We start from the raw sequence: 26,346 nt of genomic DNA, 5'->3' as shown, positions 1-26,346 counted from the left end.
GTGATGCGTTTGGGTCTGGATTGAAATCGATGGGTAGGCGTTTAAAAAGCGGAATCTGAATCTGACAACGCGATATGATAGAGCTTCTCGGAAGCGAGTGTTTTCGAGTTAGTATTTTCAGCTTGCGTTGGTGTCGGTGGGTGCGTGGTAATGCCACTTTAACCGACGCGGGAACGCAGCTCTATCTATGGTGCTGACTTTATGCGGATTTCAGACATGTGTTCTCACACAACATATTGGCAGTGCTCTGAAGTGCTAAATTGATTGTGGGAAAGTCGTGAAAATTGTTGATCGGGTCGTGAATTAAGGTGAAGCGCTGCACATGTCGTGCTGACTTGAAACGCTTCATGACCCGCTCGCATCTGTGTTACTGAGCAAGGACTTTGAGCGTAAACCCATCCTTAGCAGTAGCTCGCCACATAATCAGCTGGGATCAAGCGTAGCCTGATAAGACTGTTAGCACTGACACCGCTTAGCAATTTAGGCATGCGCCAATTCAAGGGTGAACAATGCTCTTTGAAGCTAAACCCCTCGCATCGCAGAACTGCCCAGATGGTATTGTGCACGACTTTTATGCCGCGCGTGGGAAGTTCGTCCTTTGGAGCATTTCCAATGTTTCAATCAAAACAGGAAATGCTCTAAGGATTAAGCGCCGATGATCCGGCGAATATCGTTAACCGACAAGCTCAGGAATGACTGCATGCCGATGGCAACCTGATGTGGTTCCATTTCAGCGATAAAGGTGCGGAATTCTTCTTCCGTGGGTGGCGGTGCAAACCATTGCATGCGACACAGATCGTGCGTGTCGTGGAAATGGCCTGCGCCATCCAGAATATCATCAACATAATGGCCGTAGATAAAGCATTCGGAGAAGCGTCGGACATTGCCGATGGCAGCAACCCAATGCTGACCGGTGTGCTTTTCGATACGCTCGCACATGCCGATGACCGAATCTCTGCGCCAGGAAACAAGCTGGCCGATATAGTCATTCAGCGCACTCTTGCCATTCTTGACGCCAAGAAGCTTTCCTGCGTTCTCTGCCCAAACAGGATGTTCCGGCCATTCAGGATTGGCAAGCGCATTGGGCCGGTAGAACAGGCGCAGCTTATCCTCGTGCCAGAGTGTGTTGCAATCAAAGGGCCGGACAAAAGCAGTGTCGGAATCGGTATAAAGCAGTCCGTCTTCTTCCACCTTGTCTGCCAGTGCAATGCGGCGCAACTGCTGCACATGCCAACCGCGCAACGGTTTGGTTTTAAACGACAACCAGACGCGACGGCGCCCGAGATAGGTCGGATCGGGGAAGGCTCGCAACCAGGACGGCAGCAAATCTCGCTCGTCAATCACGATGCGATTGGCGTTCTCTATCTGCCGAAAAAGCGCAACATCTTTGCTGTCGACAAGAATATAATGCTTGGTGAAACCAGTGACATGTTTGTCCATGGTTTCGCATAAGAGCTTGCAACGCTCAAAGTCCTGATCCCAGCTTGCGGTGACAATAGCTGTCTTCAAGGGTTACCCCCTGACAGCTTTGCTTTTGCAACACGCCAGAGAAACACCGGATTGCCGACCAGATAGCGCTTTGCCAGACGGCGCGGCTCCTGCATCAGGCGATGCGCCCATTCCATTTTGAGCGTGCGGACCCAATGGGGTGCGCGCTGCACGCGGCCGGTATGCAGATCGAATAAGGCGCCAACCGCGCTCGCAATCGTGCAATGTTCGGCTGTGATGTATTTGTCGATGAACAGCTCCTGCCGCGGAACACCCATGGCCACCAGCAGCATATCGGGATGATATTCCTTAAGCTGATCCAGAATGCCGTCTATATCCGCAGGCTTGAAATAGCCATCCGAGATCACACGATAATCGTGCTGCGGGATTTGCTTCTCAAAAAGCTGCACTGTGTGTGCAGCAACGCCGGGACCGCCACCAAGCAACGCCACTTTCATCGGGCGTTTGATATGCTGCATCAAGCCGGGGATGAAGTCTGTGCCGTTGAGATTGGCCGGAAATTTTTCACCATAAGCGACCTTGCTGGCAATATCGACACCAACACCATCAGGCAGGATCAGAAAATTTTTGAGCGCTGCCATATAGGCCGGGTCTTCATGCGCAATATTGGCATTGTTGGCATTAAGCCAACCCTGCTTCAAGAAGGCCCGGTTTTCGATTCGCTTTTCAAAATAAGCGAATGAACTGCCCCAGTCGAAACAGACAACCTTGATGCCGAGAATATTTCGGTATTCGAGTTTTTCGGATGCACTATGCGTCATATTCAGTCTGCTTTTCCTGTGACGTCCTGAAGTTTCTTTAAGCCTCGGGCGATTGCGCTGTCCATGCCTGCGATTTGTGCCTGTTTAAAGGCTTTGCCGTCCAGTCTTTGATCGTCACCTTCATTGATTGCTTTAAGGCGCTCTACGATGGCTGCGGCAAATTCAGCAGGCTTGTCGGCCATTGTGCAGTTGGCCGGGACATTGCCAATACCACGAACCGAATGAGCGGTGGCAACACTTGGTTTTCCCAGCTCAAACGTTTCTATCGTTTTCAACTGAACGCCTGTGCCCGCGCGGCTGATCAGAGGTATCAGTTTGCCACTTTCAACGAATTTGGTGGCATCAGGCACTTTGCCGACGAAATTCACACCCGGCCAGGCCGCAATAAGATCGGCGGGTGTGTTGCCTGCGATGGCGATTGTGATGTCTTTTGGCAAAAGCGGTTTGACTTCGCGCAGAAACCATTCAAGGCCAATGCGGTTGGGATGCCATGTCCATGTACCGATGAGCGCGAGATCATATTTGGCTGCCTCCGGTTTCACGGCTTCGCTGTTGCCCGGCATGACAAGCGGGAGTGTTGCAAATTTATTTTTGTCGAGGCCCAGTGCCGGGCCGTCTTCTTCTGCAAAGGTGAAGACAAAGCTTGCCTGTTTGCAAAGCCTGCTCTCCAGCTTTTTGAGAATCCTAGCCTCGCGGCCAAACAGAAATTTCTGAACCTTGCCTTTGGCATCTGCCGCATTTTCTTCTGCCGAACGGTATTCGACATTATGCGCAACGAAAATCGATGGCTTGTCCTTGAAAATATCTTCAAAGGCGCCCGGCAGCGTCACACCGTTGAGCACATAGGCATCGAATTCACCGAGTTCGGTGATTGCATTATGCAGTTCAATTGCTGGGATAACCCGCAGCTTTGCCGACGAAACCGTCAGCCCTGTGAGAAAAGATTTCACCACCCAGCCGATCTTGCGCTTGATGCCGGCGCCTTCTGTGCGTACTTCCACTTCGCCAAGAACGATCGTGTCTTTGTTTTCAGCCGCCGGATGTCCCGGCCAGGTGAAACCGAGAACAGTGACATGAGCACCGGCGCGACGCAGACCATCGATAACGGCGGCATTCGCAACTTCATAACCCGTCGAAGCGACCGCATGTGGAACAAGTGATGTTACGAAGACAAGACGACACGGTTGCAATTCAGCTCCTAACCGATCTTAATGAGTATTTGCTAAAGCCACTCTCTACAGCCATGCAGTGAACTTTTCTTTAAACGTTTATCAATAGTGGAAAGATAAACATAAAAATGTAAATCTCTGAAATAAATCGGAAGCCGAGATGATAGAATTACCGGATCATATTGAAGTAATCGCTAAAACGCCTGGGCTTGCCTATGATGAGATCGATATTGTCGTTTCTCTTCCTACATTTAAGCGGCCTGAGCATCTGATCAGAACCCTCGATACGTTGAATGCGCAAACGACAAAGCGTCGTTGGGCAGTGGTGGTTATCGAGAATGAGACTGAAAAGAAAGAAGGCGCAACCGTTGCAGCTCCGCTTTTCGAGGCTGGCAAATATAACGGCATGCTTATTGGCGAGTCGCATCGCGGCAATTGCAATGCTTATAATGCCGGTTGGCTGACGGCGACCAAGTTTTTTCCAAATTTCAAATATGTCATTGTCATTGATGATGATGAACTGGCCGATCCTGACTGGATCGAGAATATGGTTTCGACGGCTGAGCGTTATGATGTCAGTCTGGTTGGCGGCCCGCAGTATCCGATTTTTGAAAAGCCGAATTCTGAAAAGTGGGCGAAGCATCCGGTTTTCCTGCCTCATTACACGAAGACCGGCCCGGTGCCGATCATCTATTCATCGGGCAACCTGCTGATTGCGCGTGCTGTTTTGGAAGCGCATAGCTATCCGTTTATGGATCTGAAGTTCAACTTTACTGGTGGCGGCGATTCTGACTTCCTGTCCCGCTCTATTGCCAAGGGCTTTAAAGTTGCGTGGTGTGCGGAAGGCATCGTGCGCGAAACCATTCCTGCGCGCCGTCTGGAACGCGACTGGATCACCTCGCGTGGTTTGCGCAATGGCGTTCTTTCAACACTGATTGAGCAGCGTAAACGCAAGGATGAGCCGTTTGGTCAGGTGCGCGTGTTCCTGAAGAGTTTGGCTCTTCTGGCCTATTCGCCGATCAAAGCACTCAGAAGAGGTTTTGCGGCCGGCTTTGCGCCTGTCGGCACTTACTTTATTCATATCGGTCTGGGTCGGGTGATGGCGCATTTTGGATATTTGAATGAGCAGTATCGCAACCCGGACAAGAACTGATACGGCCTCGTTCGATCCGTTGAAGGCGACGATGCGCCAGATCGCGCTCGTCGCAGCAACAATTATATTCTGCATTCTGCTGATTTCTTTTCGCCCGTTTTCGCAGGCCGTTGTCGTTGATGGCCAGCAGGCGGGCGATAGTGTCAATCAGCTTGGCTTCGGTCTCGTCGGAGTTATTTCGCTGGCTGCGCTTGCGATGTTTGCTGATCCGCGCAAGGTCTTGCGGCTTGCAAGCCTTGGCTGGGGCCTGATGTTTGCCATTCTCATCGCTTCGGCCTTCACCAGTCCTGATCTGGGAACGGCCATTCGCGGGATCATGCTGACACTGATCGGTGTTCTTGCCATAGTCGCTGTGCTGGCTTTGCCGCAGGACGCTGACGGCTATTCCATTATGCTGCTTATAGTGGCATCAATTGTGATTGTGATTTCATATGCTGGTGTGGTGCTGTTGCCTAATCTTGGCACCCATGGCGCTGACGCTGCCGAGCCACAAAACTCATATCTGTGGCGCGGGGTGTTCACGCATAAGAATATTGCCGGGCCTGTTATGGCGTTTTTTGCTTTTGGTGGCATCTATCTGTGGCGACGCGGCTGGCGGGTCAGTGGGGCACTGATTGCATTATTTGCCCTGTTCTTCGTGGCGCATACCGGATCAAAAACCACGGTTGCACTGGTACCCTTTGCCATGATTCTGGTCATTGCCCCGGGTATGTTTGGTGTACGTGGGCTGGCGCCACTTATGATCGTGGTCATTCAGCTTGTTTTTGCGCTTTTCACAATCGGCACGGTGCTGTTTGAGCCTCTCCACCAGATTGTTCTGAATTTCTCGGTGGACCCGACTTTCACCGGGCGCACATCAATCTGGGCTTTTGCTATTGAAGCGCTGCATAACCGCCCATGGACCGGCTTTGGCTATGAAAGCTTCTGGAGTACTGGGGCAGCAAAAGAAGCGGCCAATCCATATTACCTTGATTGGGATGTGCGCGGCATCGTGCATGGCCATAACGGCTATCTCGACATCACGCTGTCCACGGGGCTCATCGGTCTTATCTGCGCAATTTTTGTGATCATTGTCATGCCGCTGGTCAACTATATGCGGTGCAGGCCAACGCGAGAAAACCTGCTTCTCGCAGACTTTTTTCTCATGTTTGTGTTTTTCGGCACGCTGAACGCGATGCTGGAAAGCTTTTTCTTCCGCCGCATGGACCCGGTTTGGCTCATGCTCATCTTTGCGATCTTTGGCTTGCGCATGACAGCGAAAGTCACCATTCCCAAGCGGTCTGTATAATCCCGGAGTTAATCATGAATATCGCGATCATTGGCACGGGCTTCGTCGCCGATTACTACATGACCACGCTGCGCAATTACCCGCAGCTTAAGCTGCTCGGTGCCTTTGATCGCTCGGCAGAGCGCCTGAAAGTCTTCGCTTCGCATTATAATGTTCGTGCCTATGAAAGCTTTGAAGCAATCCTTGCTGATAAAGATGTGCAGATTGTGCTTAACCTGACAACGCCGGAGAACCATTACGCCATTTCACGCGCAGCGCTTGAAGCGGGCAAGCACGTCTATTCGGAAAAGCCGCTGGCCATGGATTTCAACGATGCCAAGGAACTGGTTGAGTTTGCGGCTGCAAACGGACTGACACTGGCCGCTGCCCCCGCCAACGCTTTGAGCGATGCACAGAAGCTTGTTGCGACTTCCATAAGCGAGATCGGTACGCCGCGGCTGGTCTATGCCGAAATGGAAGACGGCCCGGTTTTCCGCGACAAATGGGCGACATGGCGCTCGCAATCGGGTGCACCTTGGCCGGGTCTGCATGAGTTTGAGATTGGCTGTACGCTGGAACATGCAGGCTATGCACTTTCATGGCTCGTATCGCTGTTTGGTCCTGTGGAAAGCGTGACGGCTTTTTCCTCAATCACCTTCCAGAACAAAGGGCCGGGAACGGAGCATCTGCGCATGGCACCAGATTTTTCCGTGGGTTGCCTGCGTTTTAAATCCGGTCTTGTTGCACGTCTGACGTCCGGCCTTGCCATGCCGAAAGATCGCAGCCTGACAATCGTGGCCGACAAAGGCTCCATTACTGTCGATGATCTCTGGGATAATCGCTCTGCGGTTCGTCTTGAATCGACAGAGAGAAAGCGTTCCATCCTGTCGCGCGTTTTTGGGCGTCTGGAAGCAAAGCTTGGTAAGACGCTGGCGTGGAAACCCGCTGTTGGCAGCAAGCTCGCTTATCCAAAGGGGAACACGGTCAGCCTGCCGTCATTCCCGTCACAGATTGATTTCATGCGTGGCGTGGCGGATCAGGCGCGCGCCATTGAAACAGGTGAGGCAGCGTTTTTCTCTGGTAATGTGGCTTTGCACATCACCGAAGTGGCCCTTGCACTCAACAATGCTGGCGAAAATGCAGCACCCTATAAGGTGCGGAGCAGCTTCTAATTCGGCTTTTGCGCAAGCACAGTGCTGATGATGTTTGCAACCGCAGCACTGTGTTCAAGCGGCATGATCGGGCTTAAAGTCTCGCCGCGTGTCACGGCATCGCGCACGGCTTGCGCCTGAAATTGAAGTCCGTTGCCTGAGAATGGATGATGCTCAACGGTTCTGCCCGGAAGCGGCAGGCGGTTGAGAATTTTTCCAACCAGGCCGCCCGGTCCTTTTGGCCCGATGGCTGAATTCAGCACGCTTTCCGAAAAGATCGTGAGCCGTTGTGCCTTGAGAAACGGTGCATGCAGCATAATCGCACCCTTGGTACCTTCAATCAGCATCCGGTTTTCGCCGTCATGATCAAAGCCACAGGAAAGATGGGCTTTGGCATGGGGATAGGTCAGCTCAATTACTGTACGCATATCGACGCCGCTCTTTGCGCGTATCCAGCGACCGCTCTCCGCATCGGGCAATCCGAGAAAACTGAGCGCAAGCGAAACCGGATAAACGCCCAGATCAAAGGCCGCACCACCACCAAGCGCGGGATCAAAAAAGCGGCTTTTTGGGTCTTCTTCGCGCAAATAGGACAGATCGGCCTCAATGCGCTTAACCATTCCGATTCGCCCCGCTTTGATATGCTCGCGGGTGGCATGAATTGCCGGAAGAAAGCGGCTCCACATGGCTTCCATGGCAAAGACATGATGCGCTTTGCTTGCTGCTTCGATCTGGTTGGCGCCGTCGGCATCAAGCGTCAGCGGTTTTTCCGTGAGGCACGCTATGCCAGCGGCAATGGCCTGCAAGGTTTGCGGCACATGCATGGCATTGGGCGTGGCAATATAAACCGCATCAATTTCCGCGCTGTTGAGAAAGGCAGCAGCATCATTAAAGGCTTGATCCGCACCGATGCGGCTTTTGAAATCCTCTGCACTCTGCATGGAACGCGAACAGACAGCACTCACGCGCATATCGCTGCTTGCCTGAATATCGGCAGCAAAAGCTTTGGCAATCGTGCCTGTGCCCCAGATGCCCCAGCGAAAATCCTTGCCGTCGCGCTGCTTGTTCGTCATGGTTTTACCGCCTACCCCTGCGCAATACCCTTGTCTTTCATCGACTGTATATCGCATGATATGCGGGATTACGACTGGCTTTGCCGCCGACGTCTCTCTTCATGTGATCAAGGTAAAAATATGAGTGGAATTGTTGTAGCCGTTGCACGCGATGCGAAGCATCACTTCTCGAAACAGCTGGTTTCAGAGATAAGCATTGTCGCTGGCGAGGGTGTTGAAGGGGATGCGCACAAGGGAGTGACCGTCAAACATCGGTCGCGTGTGAGGGCAGATCCCACGCAACCCAATCTGCGTCAGGTCCATCTCATTCAAGCCGAACTGTTCGATGAGCTGACAGAGAAGGGGTTTGACATTGCGCCTGCGCAGTTGGGTGAAAACATCACCACGCGCGGGATCGATCTGCTCGCACTGCCCAAATCGACCCTTCTCAAAATTGGGTCCGATGTTGTCCTTGAACTCACGGGCTTGCGTAATCCATGTTCGCAGATTGAGAAATTTGAGAAGGGGCTTTTGGGCGCTGTCCTCGATAAAACGGAAAATGGCGAACTGGTGCGTAAAGCTGGCGTCATGTCGATCGTTCTTGCGGGTGGAAATGTGCAGCCTGGTGATCATATCAAGATTGAACTGCCACCGCTGCCGCATGAGAAACTCGAGCGTGTTTGAGCATTTAAATCGGTTAGTTTCTTAGAAAAGGCTCTATCAAATTTGTGTCATATGCCCTAGATCATCCAAGAATAGGATACAGACTGGTATAAGCTGGCGCTAAATAATGCGACAGCAACAGCTATGACAGCCCAGTCTGTCGGCTCTCTATTTCTCTACGGCAAGCCAGTTGGCTGTGTTTCAAAAGGGCAAAAAATGGAAAAAGCAGATATCGGTATGGTCGGTCTCGGCGTCATGGGTTCGAACCTTGCGCTGAATATCGCCGAGAAGGGCTACAAGGTAGCCGTTTATGACCGCGACGAGCCCGTGCTGAAAGCATTCATCGAAAAAGCTGGTGCTCTGCGTGACAAGATCATCCCTTGCGCGACCTTTGAAGAACTGGCTGACAATATCCGCAAGCCACGTCCGATCATCTTTCTGATCAAGGCTGGCGCGCCCGTTGACGCCGAAACCACCCGTCTTAAGGCTTATCTTGAGAAGGGCGACATCATGATTGATGCGGGTAACTCCGATTATCGTGACACGATGCGCCGTCTGAAAGCGCTTGGTCCTAACGATCCGACCTTTGTCGGCATGGGCGTATCGGGTGGCGCAGAAGGTGCACGCCATGGTCCATCCATGATGGTTGGCGGTACTGAAGAAGCCTATGATCGCATCGCACCAATTCTTCTGGCTGCGGCTGCAAAATATAACGGCGAGCCTTGCTGCGCTCTTGTCGGCCCTGATGGCGCAGGCCATTTTGTAAAGACGATTCACAACGGCATTGAATATGCTGACATGCAGATGATTGCCGAAATTTATGGTATTCTGCGTGATGGTCTTGGCCTTTCGGCGCCTGCAATCGGTGATGTGTTCGAGAAATGGAATGCCGGCCCGCTAAATTCCTATCTCATTGAAATAACAGCAAAAGTTCTGAAGGCTACCGATCCTGAAACTGGCAAGGCGATGGTCGATATGATCCTTGATCAGGCCGGGCAGAAGGGTACAGGTCGCTGGTCTGCGATTGAAGCGCAGATGCTCGGTGTGCCTGCGACTGGCATTGAAGCTGCGGTTGATGCACGTTCAATCTCGTCGCTGAAAGCTGAACGTCAGGCTGCGGAAAAGGCTTATAATCCTGCGCCGCGCAAACTCGATATTGCTGATCAGGCGCAGTTTCTTGCTGATCTTGAGCAGGGGCTTCTGGCTGGAAAGATCGTCGCCTATGCGCAGGGCTTTGCCGTTCTGGCCGCAGCGTCAAAGGAACATGGCTGGAATATTCCGCTCGCTACAACGGCGCGTATCTGGCGCGAAGGCTGCATCATCCGTTCGCTGTTCCTCGACGATATTGCACAGGCTTTTGAAGGTCAGGATATCGAAAATCTTCTGCTGGTTCCGGCCTTTGTTGAACGCATGGGCAAGGCATCGAAAGGCCTTCGCAAGATCGTTGCACAGGCTGCGCTTGCAGGTCTGCCGCTTCCAGCACTCAGTTCGGCATTGAGCTACTTCGACAGCTTTACGCAGTCGCAGGGTACGGCCAATGTCATTCAGGGCCAGCGCGACTTTTTTGGTTCGCACGGCTTCAAGCGTGTGGACAAAGAAGGCGATTTCCACGGCCCATGGAACTGAGATATTGCAGCCCTGATTGCATGAAAGTACAAAAAAGCCGCCCGTTTGGGCGGCTTTTTTGGTGTTAATCTGCCAAAACGAGCAAATCATGTGCTGCAAAATGCACAATGACCTTGTCGCCACGTTGTGGTGGTTTAAGCGCCGGATCATTGAACGTGTCGAATGAAAGCTGATTATTGCCAAGAGCAACGCGGGTTCTGATAACCGAGCCAAGAAAGTGGACATCTTCGATGGTTGCATCAAGCGATGTGTCATGGCTCTTGCGCGCTTCAAGGCTGACCGCTTCCGGGCGCAGGGCGAGCGTGATCGTTTTGCCCTTTTCGTGATGCCCAAGTTCTTCATTCACCTTGATCGTGCATCCGTCGAGCTCAATGCTGTTCTGGTCTGGTTCGGCAACCGATGCTTCCAGCATATTGAGCGTGCCGACGAAGGAGGCGACGAAGCGCGACGCAGGGCGGTTATAGATATCGAAAGGTGTGCCGATCTGATCGGCCTTGCCTTCATGCATAACGACAATACGATCAGAAATGGAAAGTGCTTCTTCCTGATCGTGGGTCACAAAAACCGTGGTAATGCCGAGCTTTTGCTGGATTGCCCGGATTTCCTGACGCAGAGAAATACGGATCTTGGCATCAAGTGCGGAGAGGGGTTCGTCGAGCAGAAGCACTTGCGGTTTGGTTGCAAGTGCACGCGCCAGTGCCACACGCTGCTGCTGACCACCTGACATCTGATAAGGATAGCGGTCGGCGAGATGTTCCAACCGGATCAGGCTGAGCATTTCCTTGACCGTCGCGTCGATTTCAGCCTTTGGCTTGCCTGATACGCGCAACCCGAAGGCGACGTTCTGGGCAACGGTCATGTTTGGAAACAGTGCATAGGCCTGAAAGACCATGCCGATGTTGCGCTGGTTAGGCTTCAAATCAACGACATCTTTGCCATCAATTTCGATTGCCCCCTGATCGGCGCTTTCGAAGCCTGCAATCATGCGCAGGACCGTTGTCTTACCGCAGCCCGAAGGTCCGAGGAAGGAAACGAATTCACCCTTTTCGACGGCGAGATTGAAATCGTGGACGACGGTATTGGCGCCGAAGCTTTTTTTCAGGTGCTTGAGATTAAGAAAAGCCATGAAGGTTACCCGGCGGTTGTCTTGAATTTATTAAGGCGTGAAACGAGTTGCAACATGATAATACTGAGCCATGTAATGCCAAAGGAGATGATCGCCAGCGCGGAGGGTTCATAAGCGCGGTTTGCGCCGACGAGCTGGAGATAGGGGCCGAAGGCCGGACGATTGAGCAGCGAGGCAAGCGTAAACTCGCCGATAACGATCGCAAAAGTGATGAACGCACCACTCATCACCCCCGACATGACATTGGGAAAAATGACTTTGAACATGATCCGGCCCCAGCCTGCGCCAAGACTTTGGGCCGCTTCCGTCAATGTGCGAACATCAATCGTGCGCATGGCCGTATCGACGGCGCGATACATATAAGGCAGCGAGAGCGTCATATAGCCAAACATCAGCAACAGGTCGGTTGCACGCGTTGAGGAGGTGAATGGCAGCCATGATGACGAATTATAGATGCGCAGATATCCAAACACGATGACGATTGCCGGAATAACCAGCGGCATCAGGGTTATGAATTCGATCAAAGGGCGCAGATGCGGCAGGCGCAGACGTACCCAATAAGCCGTTGGCACGACAAGAAGCACGCCGAAGATGATGGTCAGGATGCCGAGCACAATCGAATAGCTGAATGTGGCCTGAAAATTCGGATCGCTGAAAACAACACGATAGGCATCAAAGGAATATTCGCCGCGGCGCATACGCAATGAAAACTCAAAAGTACCGATCAACGGCACGATGAAGTAGATCGCCCCAATCAGGAAAGCGATCCATGCCCCGATTTTCTGGGCGTTAAAACCTTTCTTCATCGCTGCCACCTTTCGGCACGCATACGCAGCCAGATGTAAAGAAGATTGGAAAGTCCGGTGATCACAATCATGCCAAGCGCCAGTGCATAGCCAAGATTCTGGTTATGCAGCACGTCGCCTCTGATCTGCGCATAAAGCAGGATCGGAACGATGTTGAGCGAAGAACCGGTCAATGCATAGGCCGTGGCAATTGCTCCAAAGGCATTTGCGAACAATAGCAGTGTTGTGCCGAGCAGGCTTGGCCAGAGAATCGGGAAAGCTACCATGCGCCAATATTGCAGATTGGTGGCACCTAAGATCGAAGAGGCTTCACGCCATTCTTTTTTCAGACCGTCGAGGGCAGGGGTCAGAATAAGCACCATCAGCGGAATCTGGAAGAACAAATAGGTGATTGTGAGACCAAAAAAGCTCAAGAGGTTGAAGCCGGTCGAGTAGAGATTGAAACCGAACCACTCACGCAACAGGATCGTCACGAAGCCGGTCCGGCCAAGGGTCGCGAGAAACGCGAAGGCCAGCGGAACGCCAGCGAAATTCGATGCAACACCTGAGAATGTCAGAACGGTCGGGCGCAGCCAGCGCGGCAGATTGCCAAGCACAACGGCCCAGGCCAGAAAGAAGCCGATGAATGCACCGCCGATGGCAGATGCGAGGCTCACTTTAATCGAAACCCAATAGGCACTCATAATTTGAGGCTGGAAAAGGTCGTAGACATTTTTCAGCGTAAAATTGCCGTTCGGGTCCTGAAACGCGCCGACGATAAGATACATGGTCGGCCATAAAAGGAAGAGAATGGCAAACAGGAAAAAAGGCGCAACGCCAACATATGAAAGCGGCAGTTGACGCTTACGCACCCTGCTAACTGGCGCGATTGTTTCGGCTGATGAATTCATGCGTTCTTTCTATATCTGTTTTGGAAGCACTGTGACGACCATTTCTGGTCGTCACAGGCATAAACAGGGCGAGATGAAATCGCTTACTGAACGTTTGCGCCGACGACGCTATCCCAGTTCTTGGTGATTTCTTCCTGAGCGGTTTCAATCTGTTCAAGCGTTGGGAAGATTGCCTTTTCGTAAGATTCTGCCGGTGGCAGCTTGTCGAGCAGTTCCTGTGGAATCTTGCCAGCTTTCGCCATCGCATTGAAGCGAATCGGATGGCAGTAGCCCTTCAGATAGCCAAGCTGGCCTTCGTCAGAGTAGATGTGTTCCATCCAGAGCTTGGCAGCGTTTGGATGCGGTGCGTAAGCGCTGATGGCCTGCACGTAAACGCCAGCAACAACGCCCGACTTTGGAATCACGGTTTCGATTGCCGGATTGCCTTTGAGCGTATCACGGTCTGCGAGCGCGTTATAATCCCAGCGGATGATGATCGGGGTCGAACCCTGCGCCAGCGAAGCAGCCTTGCCGATGACTGGAACGAAGTTACCATTTGCGTTGAGTTCTTTATAGAATTCGAGGCCTTTTTTGCCAGCTTCCGCGCCCGGTTCTCCACCACGGGCGATACCGGCTGCATGAACGCCGAGGATTGCCTGTGCGGAAACACGTGGATCACCAGCCAGAGCAACCGAGTTTGCGTAATCGCTCTTGAGCAGGTCTTCCCAATCCTGAGGGACGTCCTTGACGATGTCTTTGTTTACTTCAAAACCAAGAACGCCGTAATAGTCGCCATACCAGTAACCTTCTGGGTCCTTGGCGCTATCCGGAATTTCGTCCCAGGTTGAGACCTTGTAAGGTTGGATCAGACCGTCTTTCTTGGCTGTCGTGCCAAAAGCAAAGCCGACGTCAATAACGTCAGGAGCCTGAGGGCCTTTGTTGTCTCTGTTTGCCTTGATGGCTTCGATTTCGTCGCCGGAACCCGCATCAGGATTCAGCTCGTTGACCTTGAGGCCATACTTGTCTTTGAAGCTTTTGATGATTTCGCCGTAGCCACACCAGTCGTGCGGGAGAGCGATCGTTGTCAATTGGCCTTCTGCCTTGGCAGCGGCGATGAGTTCGGCTGATGGTTCGGCAGCAGCAATAGAAACTCCGCCAACAGCGATTGCCGTCGATAGAGACAGCAGACGCGCAGTAAAAGCAAGCATTGTTAGACTCCCCTGTTAAGTCGGACGAACGCTCCCGGTCGATTCCAGTGTTCGCGCACTCCCGATAGCCGCCATAGATGACGGTTGGATGACAGATCGCGGCTTGTCACAAAATGTCAGCGGTGGAAAGTGAAACACGTTTTCAGGCACTTAGCAATTGACCCATAAGGTTGAACTGCATTTTTATGACAATAAATGTGACAGAGCTTTCGCCGCTGTCACATTTATAAGAGAGGCTTTTCCCAAAACGACAGGCTTTAGTCTGCTGGCGGCATGACGCGCGCAAGTGGCTTTCAAATGAAAATTAATGAACGGAGGACGAAGCTGGATCAGCTTCGTTTGAACCTGAGTTTTCAAGCTTGGTGGTTGCAGTTTAGTGACCGCCACCACCTCCGGCACCGGCTTTTGGCTTGCGTAACAGGATCGCACAAACTGCAAGCGAACAGAACATCATCGTCAGGATGAAGAAGACATCGATGAAGGACATAAGGGTTGCTTGCTGGCGCACCATGCCCGACATTTTCGAAATTGCAATTGTTGCGCCATCCATCCCGGCGGCATTGTATTTGGCTGTCAGATTGGCCAGCATCTGCTCGGCCTGGGCATTGCCCCAGCGAACATGCTCAGCCATCCGCTCATAATGCATATCGCTGCGGCGGGTCAGAATGGTATTGATGACGGCGAGACCAACAGCGCCGCCAAGGTTACGCGTCAGGTTGAACAGGCCGGAAGCATTTTTCATCAATGCCGGGGGCAGGGTTCCGAGTGCCAGATTGTTGATCGGCACCATACACAGCATTAGCGAGCAGCCACGCAAGATTTGCGGTATGAGAAGCTCATAGAAATCCCAGTCGGCCGTCAGGCCCGTGACCATCCAGGTTCCGGCTGCAAAGCCAAGAAAACCGATCATCATCATGAGACGCGGGTCCATGCGATTGGACAGGAAACCCGCCAGGGGTGCCGTGAAGAACATGGCAAGACCGCTCACAAACAGTGCTTCGCCGATCATGAGTGCGTCGTATCCGCGTATACTGCTCAGATAGAGCGGATAAAGATAAGTGAGGCCGTAAAGGCCGACACCCATGACAAATGAAAACAGAGAGCCAAAGGCAAAGTTGACGTTCTTGAAAGCCCGCAAATCTACAATGGGCTCTTCGGCTGTGAAGGCGCGGTAGAAGAATATGATACCGCCGATTGTCATAATGCCGGTCATGATGAAAATGGCTTCATCCTGTAACCAGTCATTGCGGGGGCCTTCTTCGAGCACATATTCCATGGAACCAAGGAAGGCTGCCATGCCAGCGAGACCCCACCAGTCGAACTTGCTCAGCAGAGAGCTGTCGCCTTCATCGAAATCGATCAGGTTCCATGCAGCGATGGTGACGAGAATGCCGGGGCCGACATTGACCAGAAACAGCCAATGCCATGAAAAAGCGTGACTGAGATAGCCACCAACAGTGGGGCCAATTGTGGGCGCCAGTGTTGCGACGAGGCCGATCATCGGCGACACGATGGATCGCTTGGATGGTGGAAAGATTGTGAAAGCTGCCGCAAACACACTTGGGATCATGCCGCCGCCGATAAAACCCTGTATAGCGCGATAAACGATCATTTGATCGATGCTGGTCGCAGTGGCGCAGAGCATGGAGGCCAGCGTGAAGCCCGCGGCTGAAACCGTGAACAGAACCCGCGTGGACACAAGGCGTCCGAGAAAGCCAGAAAGCGGAATCATAATGACTTCGGCAATCAGATAAGATGTCTGAACCCACGAGATTTCATCGGAACTGGCACTGAGGCCAGCCTGAATTTCTGAAAGCGATGCCGACACAATCTGGATATCCAGAATGGCCATGAACATGCCGAACACCATCGCAAGAAAGGCAATGGCCTTCTTGGGATCGATCCGATCATCTGCCGGAGCTATTGGCCCCATGGTGGTGTTTGCAGCCATGAAGGCGCACTCCGAAATTCAACAAAGGAAGGTGGTGCGGACATGAAAGCCGCACCACCATATCGTCATCTCATAAGCGCAATCGCTTTTATTGCTTGGCCTTATCGTCTGGCGCAGTGCGTGTGTCGACATCCACCGTCACGCTGAGACCGGCGCGGATTTTGCCTGAATCGAGCGCATCCTGAGGAATTGTGATGCGAACTGGAACGCGCTGAACAATCTTGGTGAAGTTACCCGTCGCATTTTCAGGAGGCAGCAGCGAGAACACGGCGCCTGACGCCGGAGCAACGGATGCAACCTTGCCTTCAATGTAAGGACCATCGATCGCATCCACATAGATGCGTGCTGTTTCACCCGTTTTGATATGGCTGAGCTGCGTTTCCTTGAAATTGGCGTCGATATAGAGCGCGTTCACAGGAACAAGCGCCGCAATCTTCTGTCCGGGTGTTACAAGATCGCCCTTCTTACCGGAAAGATTACCGACAACACCATCAAAAGGCGCACGCAGAGTGGTGAAGCTGAGATCACGCGCAGCTTTATCGCGTGCAAGTTCCAGCGAGCGAATGGTGCTTTCCTGCTCTTTATATTGCGCATTCAGCACCTCAATATTGGCATTGGCTGAAGCGATCTGGGCGTTTGAACCCGCAAGCTTTGCCTTCGCCTGATCGAGCGAAGATTGTGCGTTGTCGAGTTCAGATTGCGCAGAGAAACGGGTATCGTGCAGCTTCTGGACGCGCACCATCGTGCTTTCGGCATTCTTCAAAACTGCCTGTGAAGCCTGCTCGTCGGCCTGGGCCTGTTGCAGGCTCGCTTTTGCGGCATCAATTTGGGCCGTGATCCGATTGAGCGTCTGCTTCTGCGTGTTGAGCTTGGCTTCAGCATCATCAAGTGCAATCTGATAATCGCCAGAATCAAGCTGGAAAATCACATCGCCAGCCTTGATGGCCTGATTGGCAACAACCGGAATGTTTTCTATATAGCCGGTCACTTTTGGTGCAATCGATGCAATGTCGCCCTGCACATAAGCGTCATCTGTCGAGACCATGAAACGGCCCACGGTCCACCAGTCATAACCGTACCAGAGGCCACCCGCCACAGCCGCAATGAGAATGCCGGGAAGCACAACGCGCTTACCGAAGCCTTTTTTATTGCCAGCGTCTGCCTTTTTCAGATCCTGCGTTGCTGCATGTGGCTCGGTGTGGGGCGATGACCGCTCACTGATCGGGTATGCATCTACCTTGCTCTGATCATCCAGAACGGAATGTTTCGGAAATGGGCGGATATCAGCCGTATCGACAGATTTGTGGGCGGACATGAGGCAAACTTTCTTTACAACCGCTTCAATGAACCGCTTGGTTCGATGTTGACTTAGAGCAATAAGTTTCCCATATCAAGAGTGATCGAACCGCTTGGTTCGAAAATAATGAAGAGATTGCACAATGAATCGTGAACGCTGCATAGAAAATGTTGATTATGTAGCTGTTGAGGAGCGCGAAGTGGGTCGGTTCACCGATGAACCTGATAGTGATGGCTCGCGCACACGTCTGGGTGCGGGACAGGATCCTATAAAGCGCATGCAGATCCTTGAAGGCGCGCAGAGTGTTTTTCTGCGCATGGGCTTTGATGCCGCCAGCATGAACGACATTACCCGCGAAGCCGGCGTTTCCAAGGGCACGATTTATGTTTATTTTAACTCCAAAGAAGACCTTTTTGTAGAGCTTTGCGAGCATTATCGGCAGACGCTGTTCAGTAAATTGGTGGAGACGCTTGATCGTGGATTTTCATCGCGTCAGGAACTTGTGGAATTCGGCATAGCCTTGGTAACACTTATTACCTCATCAACAGCAGTCCGCGCGCAGCGTATCATCATCGGCGTGAGTGAGCGCAAACCGGAACTTGCGGCGCGTTTTTATGAACGCGGCCCCAAGCGCAGCCTGATTGTCATGGCTGATTATATGGACCGGATGATCAAGGCAGGCGAGCTTGAGCCATTTGATGTCATGGAGAAAGCCTACCAGCTCACGGATTTGTTTTTGGCGGGTATGTATCGTCCGCGTCTTTTCGGTACTCTTTCAGAACCGCCATCGCCAGAATCAATCAGAAAAAACGTAGAATCAGCCGTTGATTTTTTCTTCAGAGCTTTTGGAAAAAACGCGCAAGGTGTTTAGAAATGAAACACCTACTTTATGGCTCGATCACAATTTGGTTATTTTTTGTAACAAATCTATTTTTTTGACCCGTTAACCACATTTCCCAACGCTTTTCATGCAAATGCATATTTGCAACGAAAAAATTGCGAGTTGATTTAAGACGTATTTTTTATCTGACTTATGGCGAATTGATGCACTTACAGTGTCGGTTCTCAGGAGAAGTGCTGAGCCTCAAATATGGGTTTTGAATATTTATATGCTAAGGAATATTAGCCAATGACTTTAGATTTGATTCACTTTCCAAACTTCAAAAAAACGTTTTTCGGTCTTTCTTTTCAAAGTGATGTGCTCTCCCTGCTGCAGCGTATTCGTGATGAGATAGGCTGCCGTCATATCATTCATACTTTCAGGGGGCGTATGGGTGATAACACAAAAGTCAGTGCTGATGATCTGACCGTTGTGATGACCGTTCCCGTAAGCTGGTCGACACGCTACTCCACGAAAAACTACTTCGTGATTGATCCGATTTTTCAGGAAGATGCACCGTATTTTCGCAATGATGCCAGCGGCATTGTCAGAAATTTGGCGGATGATGCGAAGGTATGCCCTGCGGTGATGGAGCTACAACAGGATGCCGAAAAGCACGGTCTTGGCAATCTTTTCATTGGAGTTTCAGCGCGCAATCAAAAGGGTGTAATGGGTTGCACGCTGTTTAGCTTTGAAGTGACGGATGAAGATCATGAACAATTCATCGCGCGTATGCGGCCGCGTCTGCTCAGCCTTTCGGGCATCATCCACAGTTCGCTTTGTGGCTGCAAAGACGCCAATTCCGCAAATGGACTGTTAACGCCCCGTGAGGTGGATTGCTTGCGCTGGGCGGCGAGCGGGAAAACGGACGGCGAGATTGCGGATATTCTCAGCATCGCCCGCTGGACGGTTGTCACCTATCTGCAGAATGCCAAGATCAAACTCAATTGCTCCAACAGGACATCTGCAGTTGCGACGGCACTCTCCCTGGGCATTATTGATATGCCTGAAGTTCAGCATCTATTCATGTGATGTAAACTGAGCGCACGCGAATAGAAAACGGCGGGGAATCCCCGCCGTTTTTGTTTTACGAATTCTATCTCGAGCAAAACCGCTTCGCAGTTTGTCTGGAAATGTTTTAGAGCGTGTCGCGCTTAATCATCCCCAATAGGCTCGCTCTATCTTCTTGCTCTTACGTATGTCACTCTCGGATCGGAGCGGGAATAGAGATCAGTTCGGTGAATTGAACTTCTTCGCGAAGGCAGTTCCCACTTTTCCGCGAGATGCTTTAGTGATTACCGCATTTTTCACACAGGCCGCGCAGCTCAAGCGTCGTCTTGCGGGATTTGAAGCCTGTCTGCACGCTCCATGCGCTGACGAGGTTTTCAATTGCTGAATCCGAGAATTCCGTGACCTGTCCACATTGCTCGCAAATGGCAAAAGCAATCAGACCATGTTCGTGGCATTGCGGATGCGCGCAGGCAACAAATGCATTGAGGCTCTCAAGTCGGTGCACCATCCCGTAATCAAGCAACTTTTCCAGCGCACGGTAAACCTGCAAGGGCGCGCGAAAACCGTCATCACGGAGTTGATCAAGGATCGTATAGGCGCTCAGCGGTCCTTCCGCCTTGGACAACACATCGAAAACGAGCGTCTGATTGCGGGTCAGGTCTTGGGATGCATGATGATGGGCATGGTTATGGTCGGTGTGATTGCTCATTGTCCTGCGGTCCGTTTCGGTGAAGCCTCTCTCCTATTTAATGGCAGGAGGCTTAAAATGAAAATAGCCAGTGTGGCAACGACGATCGATGGGCCGGAAGGCGTATCAAACTCAACCGAACCATAAAGCCCGCCGATTACGCCAAATGCGCCAATGAGGGATGCGATGATGGCCATTTGCTCCGGCGTTGTGGCAAATTTGCGGGCGGTTGCGGCAGGAATGATCAACAGTGATGTGATCAGCAATATACCGACGATCTTCATCGAGATGGCGATAACGATTGCCAGCAGAAGCATGAAAATGACCCGCGATAAGGCGGGGTTCAATCCTTCTGCACGTGCAATATCTTCGCTGACTGTTGCGGCAAGCAATGGGCGCCACAACCATGCAAGCAAGGCGAGTACCAGAATTCCGCCGCCATAAATAAACGCAATGTCGAGACGTGAAACCGCAAGCAGATCACCAAAGAGGAAAGACAAAAGATCAACGCGCACCCATGTCATGAAGGCGACGATAACCAGACCCAATGACAATGTTGCATGTGATAGAATGCCCAGCAGCGAATCCGCTGAAAGCGAGTGCTTTTTCTGAAGCAGCAGCATAATGGCTGAAATCGCAACGGCCACCGCAAAGACACCGATCATGAGATTGATGTCCAGAATCAGAGCTAATGCGACGCCCAAAAGTGCTGAGTGCGCCATTGTATCACCGAAATAGGCCATACGCCGCCACACAATGAAACAGCCCAGCGGGCCTGTGGTGAGCGCAAGCCCAACACCGGCAATGACCGCGCGGGTGAAAAAATCGTCAAGCATGGGGCGTGTCTCCCTCATGGTGGTGATGATGCTCACCCTCGTGATGATGACCGTCTTCTGTGTGGCAATGATCTGTCACCGTGCCATCCGCATGCATGACGCGGCCGTCAGGCAGGTGCGTATGATCATGGTGATGCTCATAGACAGCCAGGGGGCCAACGGCTCGGCTTCCGAACAGGCGCACATATTCCGGGCTTGAGGCCACATCACGCGGTGAACCGCTGCAGCAGACATGACCATTGAGGCAAATAACACGATCCGTTGCAGCCATCACCAGATGCAGATCATGGGAAATTAGCAGCACGCCGCAGCCGATATCATCGCGCAATTTGGCAATAAGTTCGTAAAGGGCGGCCTCACCGGAAAAATCCACGCCCTGCACCGGCTCATCAAGCACCATGATGTCGGGCTTGCGCGCAAGCGCGCGCGCCATCAATGCACGCTGAAACTCACCACCTGAAAGATTGGTAATCTCTGCCTTTATAAGATGTGTGATCCCGACAGCGTCGAGTGCGCGCAGAATGTCATCTTTGGACAGCGGTCCCGTCAGCGTCATCAGACGCTCGACGGAAAGCGGCATGGTCCGGTCGATGCTGATCTTTTGCGGCACATAACCGATGCGCAGGCCTTTGATATGGCGAATGTTGCCTTCATCGGCCTTGAGAATATGCAGCGCCATCTTGGCCGTTGTGCTCTTCCCCGCACCGTTGGGGCCAATAAGGGTGACGATTTCGCCGCGATGAATGCTCAGATCAACATTGCGTACAAGCCAACGACCGTCGCGATAAACGCCGGCATTTTTTAATTCTATCAGCGGTTCCCGCTTCGAATGCGCGGGGAGGGCGGTCTTATGAGCCATATAAAATGAGCTTTCGCTGCCTTTTTGAGAGCGTCTTCGCGTTATTAACCCGCAGCAGCCCCGAAATCCTTATTTCAACATGTGTGAAACATATGCCGATTCGGGTTCGTTTGCGTCTCGTGGTTTTGCGCTGTGAACAATTCTCCAAAAAGAGGTTGTGTCTTCTTATTACAGACGTTATAGCATAACGCAAATGATGTAATAAAATAACATATCACTCCCACATATTGTTAACGCCAATCTGACATTCAAGAGAGCTCTATGAAACACTTCCGATCCCTGTTGTTGGCATCCGCCTTTATGGCTGTTTTTGGTAATGCCGCTTCTGCTGCCGAGCGAACTGGCATTGTGGTTTCAATCAAACCGTTGCATTCGCTGGTTGCTGCCGTCATGCAGGGCGTCGGCGAGCCGACATTGATCGTGCAGGGGGCGGGATCAGAACACGCCTATAGCCTCAAGCCTTCAGATGCAAAGGCGATCGAAAATGCCAAGGTCATTTTCTGGGCCGGTCCTTCTATGGAAACATTTCTCGACAAATCGATCGACACACTGGGCGATGGTGCCAAAGTGGTGGCGCTTGGTGATGCGGACGGTCTGACCAAACTTAAATTCCGCGAAGGTGGGCCATTCGAGGCGCATGATCACGGGCATGAAGGTCACAGCCATGATCACGACGCGCACGATCATAGCGCCGAGGCCGGTTCTCATGATGGTCATGATCACGCAAATGAAGCGGCTGAAAAGGCGCATGAACATGAGCATGAGCATGGTGCTTACGATCTGCATTTTTGGCTGGATCCACAAAATGGCAAGGTTCTGGTTGGTGACATTGCAAAGGTTTTGAGCGAAAATGATCCAGACCATGCGGTGCAATATGAAAAGAATGCTGCCGATTATGCTGAAAAGCTCGATGCGCTGACCAAAGATATCGACAACGAACTGCAGCCGGTAAAAGATAAGCCTTTCATCGTTTTCCACGATGCTTACCAGTATTTTGAAAACCGTTTTGGTGTGAAGGCTGTCGGTTCAATCACGGTTAGCCCGGAAAAAGCGCCCGGTGCTGCGCGCATCAAGGACATTCACGAAAAGATCAAGTCACTTGGCGCTGTATGCGTTTTCTCTGAGCCACAGTTTGAGCCGAAGCTAGTGAACACAGTTATCGACGGAACGGACGCAAAAACCGGTGTACTCGATCCGCTCGGAGCTGAATTGAAGAATGGCCCGGACCTTTATCCGCAACTCATCCGTAATCTCGCAGATTCTTTGAAGGGCTGTTTGTCGAGATAAAGCACATCCCGAAAAGTGGGCACCGGTTTTCGGGCTAAGATGTGTGCTAAAATGAAAAGACAGAGCATTTCTGACGATTAAATTTAATCCAGAAATGCTCTCTTTGTTTGGTTACGCATTATCCGGCGCAAAATCGCAGCGCGCTTTTGCCGGAAAAGCTCTAACAGTCCGGCACGCAAGCTTTTAAAAACCTATCAGATCATAAACGACGGCGCTCAGTTGAGGTGTTTAAGGATTGTCAGGTGGCTTTGCCGCCTCTTTTTTGCCTCACAAATGTAATGATATAACATTAACAATCAGTACCGTCTAAATTGGCCAGCAAAGGAGTTGCCATGAAAAGGCTTCCAGTTACCGTTCTTTCAGGCTTCCTCGGAGCGGGGAAAACCACGCTTCTTAATCACGTCCTTAACAATCGCGAGAACCGCCGCGTGGCCGTCATCGTCAATGATATGAGTGAGATTAATATTGATGCCGCTCTGGTGCGCGAGGGCGGGGCCGATCTATCGCGCACGGAAGAACAGCTTGTCGAGATGACCAATGGCTGCATCTGCTGCACGTTGCGTGACGATCTCCTGAAAGAAGTAGCACAATTGGCTTCGCAGGATCGGTTTGATTACCTGCTGATTGAATCAACCGGCATATCCGAACCTTTGCCAGTCGCCGCAACGTTCGAATTTCGCGATGAAAAGGGCGAAAGCCTGTCCGATCTGGCGCGCCTTGATACGATGGTCACAGTTGTTGATGCTGCCAATCTGTTGAAGGACTATTCTTCCAACGATTTTTTGCGTGATCGTGGTGAGTCGCTGGGCGATGAAGATGAGCGCACGCTGGTCGATCTTCTGGTCGAACAGATTGAGTTTGCGGATGTTGTGGTGCTTAACAAGATTTCGACTGCGACAGCGCAAGAGCGCGATCTGGCGCGCAAGGTCATCCGGTCACTCAATCCTGATGCCCGCATTGAAGAAGTGGACTTCGGAAAAATCCCGCTCGATTCCATACTTGATACGCGGTTGTTTGACTTCAATCGCGCCCACGAGCATCCGCTTTGGTATAAAGAACTTCATGGTTTCCATGAACATGTGCCGGAGACGGAGGAATATGGTGTTCAGTCCTTTGTCTATCGTGCGCGCCGTCCGTTCGATCCGGCCCGTTTTCAGGCCTTTATCGATCAAAGCTGGCCGGGCGTTGTTCGCGCCAAGGGCTTTTTCTGGTTGGCAACACGTCCCGATTATGTGGGCGAACTCAGCCAGGCTGGTGCTTTGGTTCGCACCAATAAGCGTGGGCGTTGGTGGTCTGCCGTTCCGCGCAGCTATTGGCCTGCAGAGCCAGAATGGCATCAGGCAATGAAGCCCTATCTGGATGCTGAATGGGGAGATCGCCGACAGGAAATTGTGTTTATCGGCGTCGATCCGATGAACAAGGCTGCCATGATTGCCGAACTTGATGGTTGTCTGGTGCCGGAAGAGGTGTTCAAGCCGGAAAGCTGGCAGCGTCTCAGCGATCCGTTTCCAAGCTGGTCCGCTGCCGCTTAACGCCAGTTCATTCAGCCGACAGCGCGGCCATTTCAGAAGCCCGGCTGTCGGCAAGCGTGCGGTGATCAAGCACATTGGCGATTGCTTCGCGCACGTCCAGCATCATGTGCCGCACTTCACAATCGGTCTCATCGCAGTCATCGCAAGGCTGATAATCGGTCTTGCTGGCACAGGCGATGGGCGCAAGCGCGCCATCAAGTGCGCGGATGATGTTGCCGATATGTATTTCATTGGCCGGGCGGGCGAGGCAAAATCCGCCGCCTTTGCCTTTGCGGCTTAATACAAAGCCCGCATTGCGCAATTCAGTGAAAATATTATCCAGAAATTTGCGCGGAATATGATGCTTCTCGGCGATTTCGCTCGCTGAAACCAATTGTCCGTCCGTTACACCGGCAAGATGCACCATGGCTTTCAGGCCGTATTTGCCTTTTTTGGTTAGCATGGCACCCCTGTTGCACTGTCTTAAGAACCAGCCGATCACGCATGTGAGTGAATATATAAGAATTAGGGGGTTATGTCGGCCCGGGCAAGTTACCTTCACGTCGCACGTGTCAGACGCTTGAGCCCTTCATGGCGAGAGCAAGTGCACCTTGCAGACTGTCGCCACGGGGCTCTGCATAAAATTCTCTATAAGGAAAGAATGGCAGCGCTATATATGATGCCGCAAGTCCACCTGTTATGCTGAAACGTTTGTGCTCTTTAATTGCCATTTTTTCCAATCCTGTGCGGATCATGTTGCAGGCGTGGGTGAGGAGAGTGATCGCCAGCGGGTCGCGTTTCGCCGCAAAATCAAAAAGCAATGGTGCAAGGCTCGCATAGTCGGAAGCATTGGCTGTGCGCGAAAATGTGGTGATGTTGCGCGGATCGCCCTCGAATTTCTCCAAAACGGCCTGTGAGAGATCGGTCGAATCTTCGAAACCGTCACTCGAAAGCAAGGTATATTCCAGTAGATCCCGACCGAGACGCGCTCCGCCCGCATGATCGCTGAGCATAAAACCGCGCCCCCCGATGATTTGAATCACATCGTCGATACGCTGGACAAAGGCCGAGCCGGTTCCCAATATGACAATTGCGCCATCACCGTCACCCATCGCGCCTTCTAATGCGGTGAGCGCATCGGAAACAATTTTGCTCGTTGCAAATGGCAGACGCTTATAAAGAGTGGCATGACTGGATAGCGCGTTGGCTCCGGCCAGTCCAAGCACGGCATTGGCTGACTTATATATAGAAGCCGATAAACCGGCATTTTCGCGCGCGCGTTCGGTTGCTTCATAGATATGGAGAATGGTGTTATCCGCATCCGCGCCAATATTAGCAGGTCCAGATGCTCCCCTGCCAAGCACGTTGCCTGCCGCATCGGCAAGGATTGCACGGCACCCGCTGCCGCCGCCGTCGATCCCAAAGTGATATTTCATCGTCATATTTGTCATTTCATTGTCGCAAAATTGGAATCAGCGCTTTCGAATGGTTGAAATTCTGTTAAAATCCACCATATTGCCTGTGGAAAGAAAAGTTATCCTTTTTGCGGATTATACGTTGACAGTTTTGTTGAGTGGGGTCTATATGGCGCCACAACGAGGGCGGCGACGCTGCTAGCGGCAGACTGGTTCGTCCCTTGAGTTGGCAGATTGAGTTTGACAGCGAT

At 52.0% G+C, this 26,346-nt stretch carries 24 protein-coding genes and 1 pseudogene; 9 read left to right on the top strand and 16 right to left on the bottom strand.

Annotated elements, in window-relative coordinates; translation table 11 throughout:
• Window positions 1-199 precede the first annotated feature (199 nt).
• From ABE530_RS16200 to ABE530_RS16185, 4 genes and pseudogenes are all read right to left on the bottom strand, one after another.
• Window positions 200-364, bottom strand: a pseudogene (locus tag ABE530_RS16200) (IS6 family transposase); the annotation flags it as partial.
• A gap of 281 nt (window positions 365-645) precedes the next feature.
• Complete coding sequence (locus ABE530_RS16195; protein WP_265986418.1) at window positions 646-1,509, bottom strand: DUF6492 family protein; 864 nt, start codon at window positions 1,507-1,509, stop codon at window positions 646-648.
• Window positions 1,506-2,270 carry a WecB/TagA/CpsF family glycosyltransferase gene (locus tag ABE530_RS16190; RefSeq protein WP_499695186.1) on the bottom strand — a complete coding sequence of 255 codons (765 nt, stop codon included), beginning with the start codon at window positions 2,268-2,270 and terminating at the stop codon, window positions 1,506-1,508. Before ABE530_RS16190 ends, ABE530_RS16195 begins: the two co-directional genes overlap by 4 nt.
• A gap of 2 nt (window positions 2,271-2,272) precedes the next feature.
• Entirely contained in the window at window positions 2,273-3,460 is a 1,188-nt protein-coding gene (locus ABE530_RS16185; RefSeq protein WP_499695185.1) for a glycosyltransferase, read from the bottom strand.
• Window positions 3,461-3,599: 139 nt separating this feature from the next.
• Between ABE530_RS16185 and ABE530_RS16180 the strand changes: the two genes are divergently transcribed.
• Genes ABE530_RS16180 through ABE530_RS16170 form a run of 3 tightly spaced genes read left to right on the top strand, consistent with a single transcriptional unit; the run spans window position 3,600 to window position 7,031 of the window.
• On the top strand, window positions 3,600-4,592 hold the full coding sequence (locus ABE530_RS16180; RefSeq protein ID WP_265986415.1) for a glycosyltransferase family 2 protein: 993 nt from the start codon (window positions 3,600-3,602) through the stop codon (window positions 4,590-4,592).
• Window positions 4,561-5,880, top strand: coding sequence for an O-antigen ligase family protein (locus ABE530_RS16175; protein WP_499695184.1), 1,320 nt, complete (start codon window positions 4,561-4,563; stop codon window positions 5,878-5,880). The genes ABE530_RS16180 and ABE530_RS16175 overlap by 32 nt, the downstream gene beginning before the upstream one ends.
• Before the next feature lie 14 nt (window positions 5,881-5,894).
• A complete protein-coding gene (locus ABE530_RS16170; protein WP_499695183.1) occupies window positions 5,895-7,031 on the top strand; it encodes a Gfo/Idh/MocA family protein in 1,137 nt (378 codons plus the stop codon).
• Here the strand turns inward: ABE530_RS16170 and ABE530_RS16165 are convergent.
• The gene (locus tag ABE530_RS16165; protein ID WP_499695182.1) at window positions 7,028-8,083 is read right to left on the bottom strand and encodes a Gfo/Idh/MocA family protein; all 1,056 of its coding nucleotides are present in this window, start codon (window positions 8,081-8,083) and stop codon (window positions 7,028-7,030) included. The genes ABE530_RS16170 and ABE530_RS16165 overlap by 4 nt on opposite strands.
• A gap of 120 nt (window positions 8,084-8,203) precedes the next feature.
• On the opposite strand from ABE530_RS16165, the gene ABE530_RS16160 reads away from it, so the two are divergent.
• Together ABE530_RS16160 and gnd are read left to right on the top strand one after the other, a co-directional pair.
• Window positions 8,204-8,746, top strand: coding sequence for an MOSC domain-containing protein (locus ABE530_RS16160; RefSeq protein WP_499695181.1), 543 nt, complete (start codon window positions 8,204-8,206; stop codon window positions 8,744-8,746).
• A 195-nt stretch (window positions 8,747-8,941) separates the two neighbouring features.
• On the top strand, window positions 8,942-10,351 hold the full coding sequence (gene gnd / locus ABE530_RS16155) for an NADP-dependent phosphogluconate dehydrogenase (RefSeq protein ID WP_499695180.1): 1,410 nt from the start codon (window positions 8,942-8,944) through the stop codon (window positions 10,349-10,351).
• A gap of 64 nt (window positions 10,352-10,415) precedes the next feature.
• Here gnd and ABE530_RS16150 read toward each other — a convergent pair whose 3' ends face one another.
• The 6 genes from ABE530_RS16150 to ABE530_RS16125 all read right to left on the bottom strand — a co-directional run bounded on the left by ABE530_RS16150 (window position 10,416) and on the right by ABE530_RS16125 (window position 17,626).
• A complete protein-coding gene (locus ABE530_RS16150; RefSeq protein WP_265986409.1) occupies window positions 10,416-11,477 on the bottom strand; it encodes an ABC transporter ATP-binding protein in 1,062 nt (353 codons plus the stop codon).
• A 5-nt stretch (window positions 11,478-11,482) separates the two neighbouring features.
• Window positions 11,483-12,283, bottom strand: a complete 801-nt coding sequence (locus ABE530_RS16145) for an ABC transporter permease (RefSeq protein WP_265986408.1) — start codon at window positions 12,281-12,283, stop codon at window positions 11,483-11,485.
• Complete coding sequence (locus ABE530_RS16140; protein ID WP_499695179.1) at window positions 12,280-13,173, bottom strand: ABC transporter permease; 894 nt, start codon at window positions 13,171-13,173, stop codon at window positions 12,280-12,282. Before ABE530_RS16140 ends, ABE530_RS16145 begins: the two co-directional genes overlap by 4 nt.
• An 83-nt stretch (window positions 13,174-13,256) precedes the next feature.
• A complete protein-coding gene (locus ABE530_RS16135; protein ID WP_499695178.1) occupies window positions 13,257-14,360 on the bottom strand; it encodes an ABC transporter substrate-binding protein in 1,104 nt (367 codons plus the stop codon).
• A 373-nt stretch (window positions 14,361-14,733) separates the two neighbouring features.
• Complete coding sequence (locus ABE530_RS16130; protein WP_499695177.1) at window positions 14,734-16,311, bottom strand: DHA2 family efflux MFS transporter permease subunit; 1,578 nt, start codon at window positions 16,309-16,311, stop codon at window positions 14,734-14,736.
• Window positions 16,312-16,399: 88 nt separating this feature from the next.
• Window positions 16,400-17,626 (bottom strand): HlyD family secretion protein, encoded by a 1,227-nt coding sequence (locus tag ABE530_RS16125; protein ID WP_499695176.1) that lies wholly within the window; start codon window positions 17,624-17,626, stop codon window positions 16,400-16,402.
• Window positions 17,627-17,750: 124 nt separating this feature from the next.
• Here ABE530_RS16125 and ABE530_RS16120 point away from each other — a divergent pair, with 124 nt between their 5' ends.
• On the top strand, window positions 17,751-18,479 hold the full coding sequence (locus tag ABE530_RS16120; RefSeq protein ID WP_323054571.1) for a TetR/AcrR family transcriptional regulator: 729 nt from the start codon (window positions 17,751-17,753) through the stop codon (window positions 18,477-18,479).
• Window positions 18,480-18,737: 258 nt separating this feature from the next.
• Window positions 18,738-19,520, top strand: a complete 783-nt coding sequence (locus ABE530_RS16115; RefSeq protein WP_396998557.1) for a helix-turn-helix transcriptional regulator — start codon at window positions 18,738-18,740, stop codon at window positions 19,518-19,520.
• Window positions 19,521-19,776: 256 nt separating this feature from the next.
• Here ABE530_RS16115 and ABE530_RS16110 read toward each other — a convergent pair whose 3' ends face one another.
• From ABE530_RS16110 to ABE530_RS16100, 3 genes are read right to left on the bottom strand one after another with little or no spacing between them, the layout of a single operon-like run.
• Window positions 19,777-20,208, bottom strand: a complete 432-nt coding sequence (locus ABE530_RS16110) for a Fur family transcriptional regulator (protein WP_265986402.1) — start codon at window positions 20,206-20,208, stop codon at window positions 19,777-19,779.
• Window positions 20,205-21,068, bottom strand: a complete 864-nt coding sequence (gene znuB / locus ABE530_RS16105; protein WP_499695230.1) for a zinc ABC transporter permease subunit ZnuB — start codon at window positions 21,066-21,068, stop codon at window positions 20,205-20,207. The genes ABE530_RS16110 and znuB overlap by 4 nt, the downstream gene beginning before the upstream one ends.
• On the bottom strand, window positions 21,016-21,882 hold the full coding sequence (locus tag ABE530_RS16100) for an ATP-binding cassette domain-containing protein (RefSeq protein WP_499695175.1): 867 nt from the start codon (window positions 21,880-21,882) through the stop codon (window positions 21,016-21,018). Before ABE530_RS16100 ends, znuB begins: the two co-directional genes overlap by 53 nt.
• A 261-nt stretch (window positions 21,883-22,143) precedes the next feature.
• On the opposite strand from ABE530_RS16100, the gene znuA reads away from it, so the two are divergent.
• Entirely contained in the window at window positions 22,144-23,169 is a 1,026-nt protein-coding gene (znuA, locus tag ABE530_RS16095) for a zinc ABC transporter substrate-binding protein ZnuA (RefSeq protein WP_499695174.1), read from the top strand.
• A 332-nt stretch (window positions 23,170-23,501) separates the two neighbouring features.
• Window positions 23,502-24,701, top strand: a complete 1,200-nt coding sequence (gene zigA, locus ABE530_RS16090; protein WP_499695173.1) for a zinc metallochaperone GTPase ZigA — start codon at window positions 23,502-23,504, stop codon at window positions 24,699-24,701.
• A 7-nt stretch (window positions 24,702-24,708) separates the two neighbouring features.
• Here zigA and ABE530_RS16085 read toward each other — a convergent pair whose 3' ends face one another.
• Window positions 24,709-25,143 (bottom strand): RrF2 family transcriptional regulator, encoded by a 435-nt coding sequence (locus ABE530_RS16085; RefSeq protein WP_265986397.1) that lies wholly within the window; start codon window positions 25,141-25,143, stop codon window positions 24,709-24,711.
• Window positions 25,144-25,252: 109 nt separating this feature from the next.
• Window positions 25,253-26,131, bottom strand: a complete 879-nt coding sequence (locus tag ABE530_RS16080) for a glucosamine kinase nucleotide-binding domain-containing protein (protein WP_499695172.1) — start codon at window positions 26,129-26,131, stop codon at window positions 25,253-25,255.
• Window positions 26,132-26,346: the final 215 nt, after the last annotated feature.

It is taken from the genome of Brucella sp. TWI559 (assembly GCF_039674265.1).
Classification (GTDB): Bacteria; Pseudomonadota; Alphaproteobacteria; order Rhizobiales; family Rhizobiaceae; genus Brucella; species Brucella chromiisoli.
The sequence above is the reverse complement of the archived record's forward strand: the minus strand, read 5'-3'. Positions and strand labels throughout refer to the sequence as shown.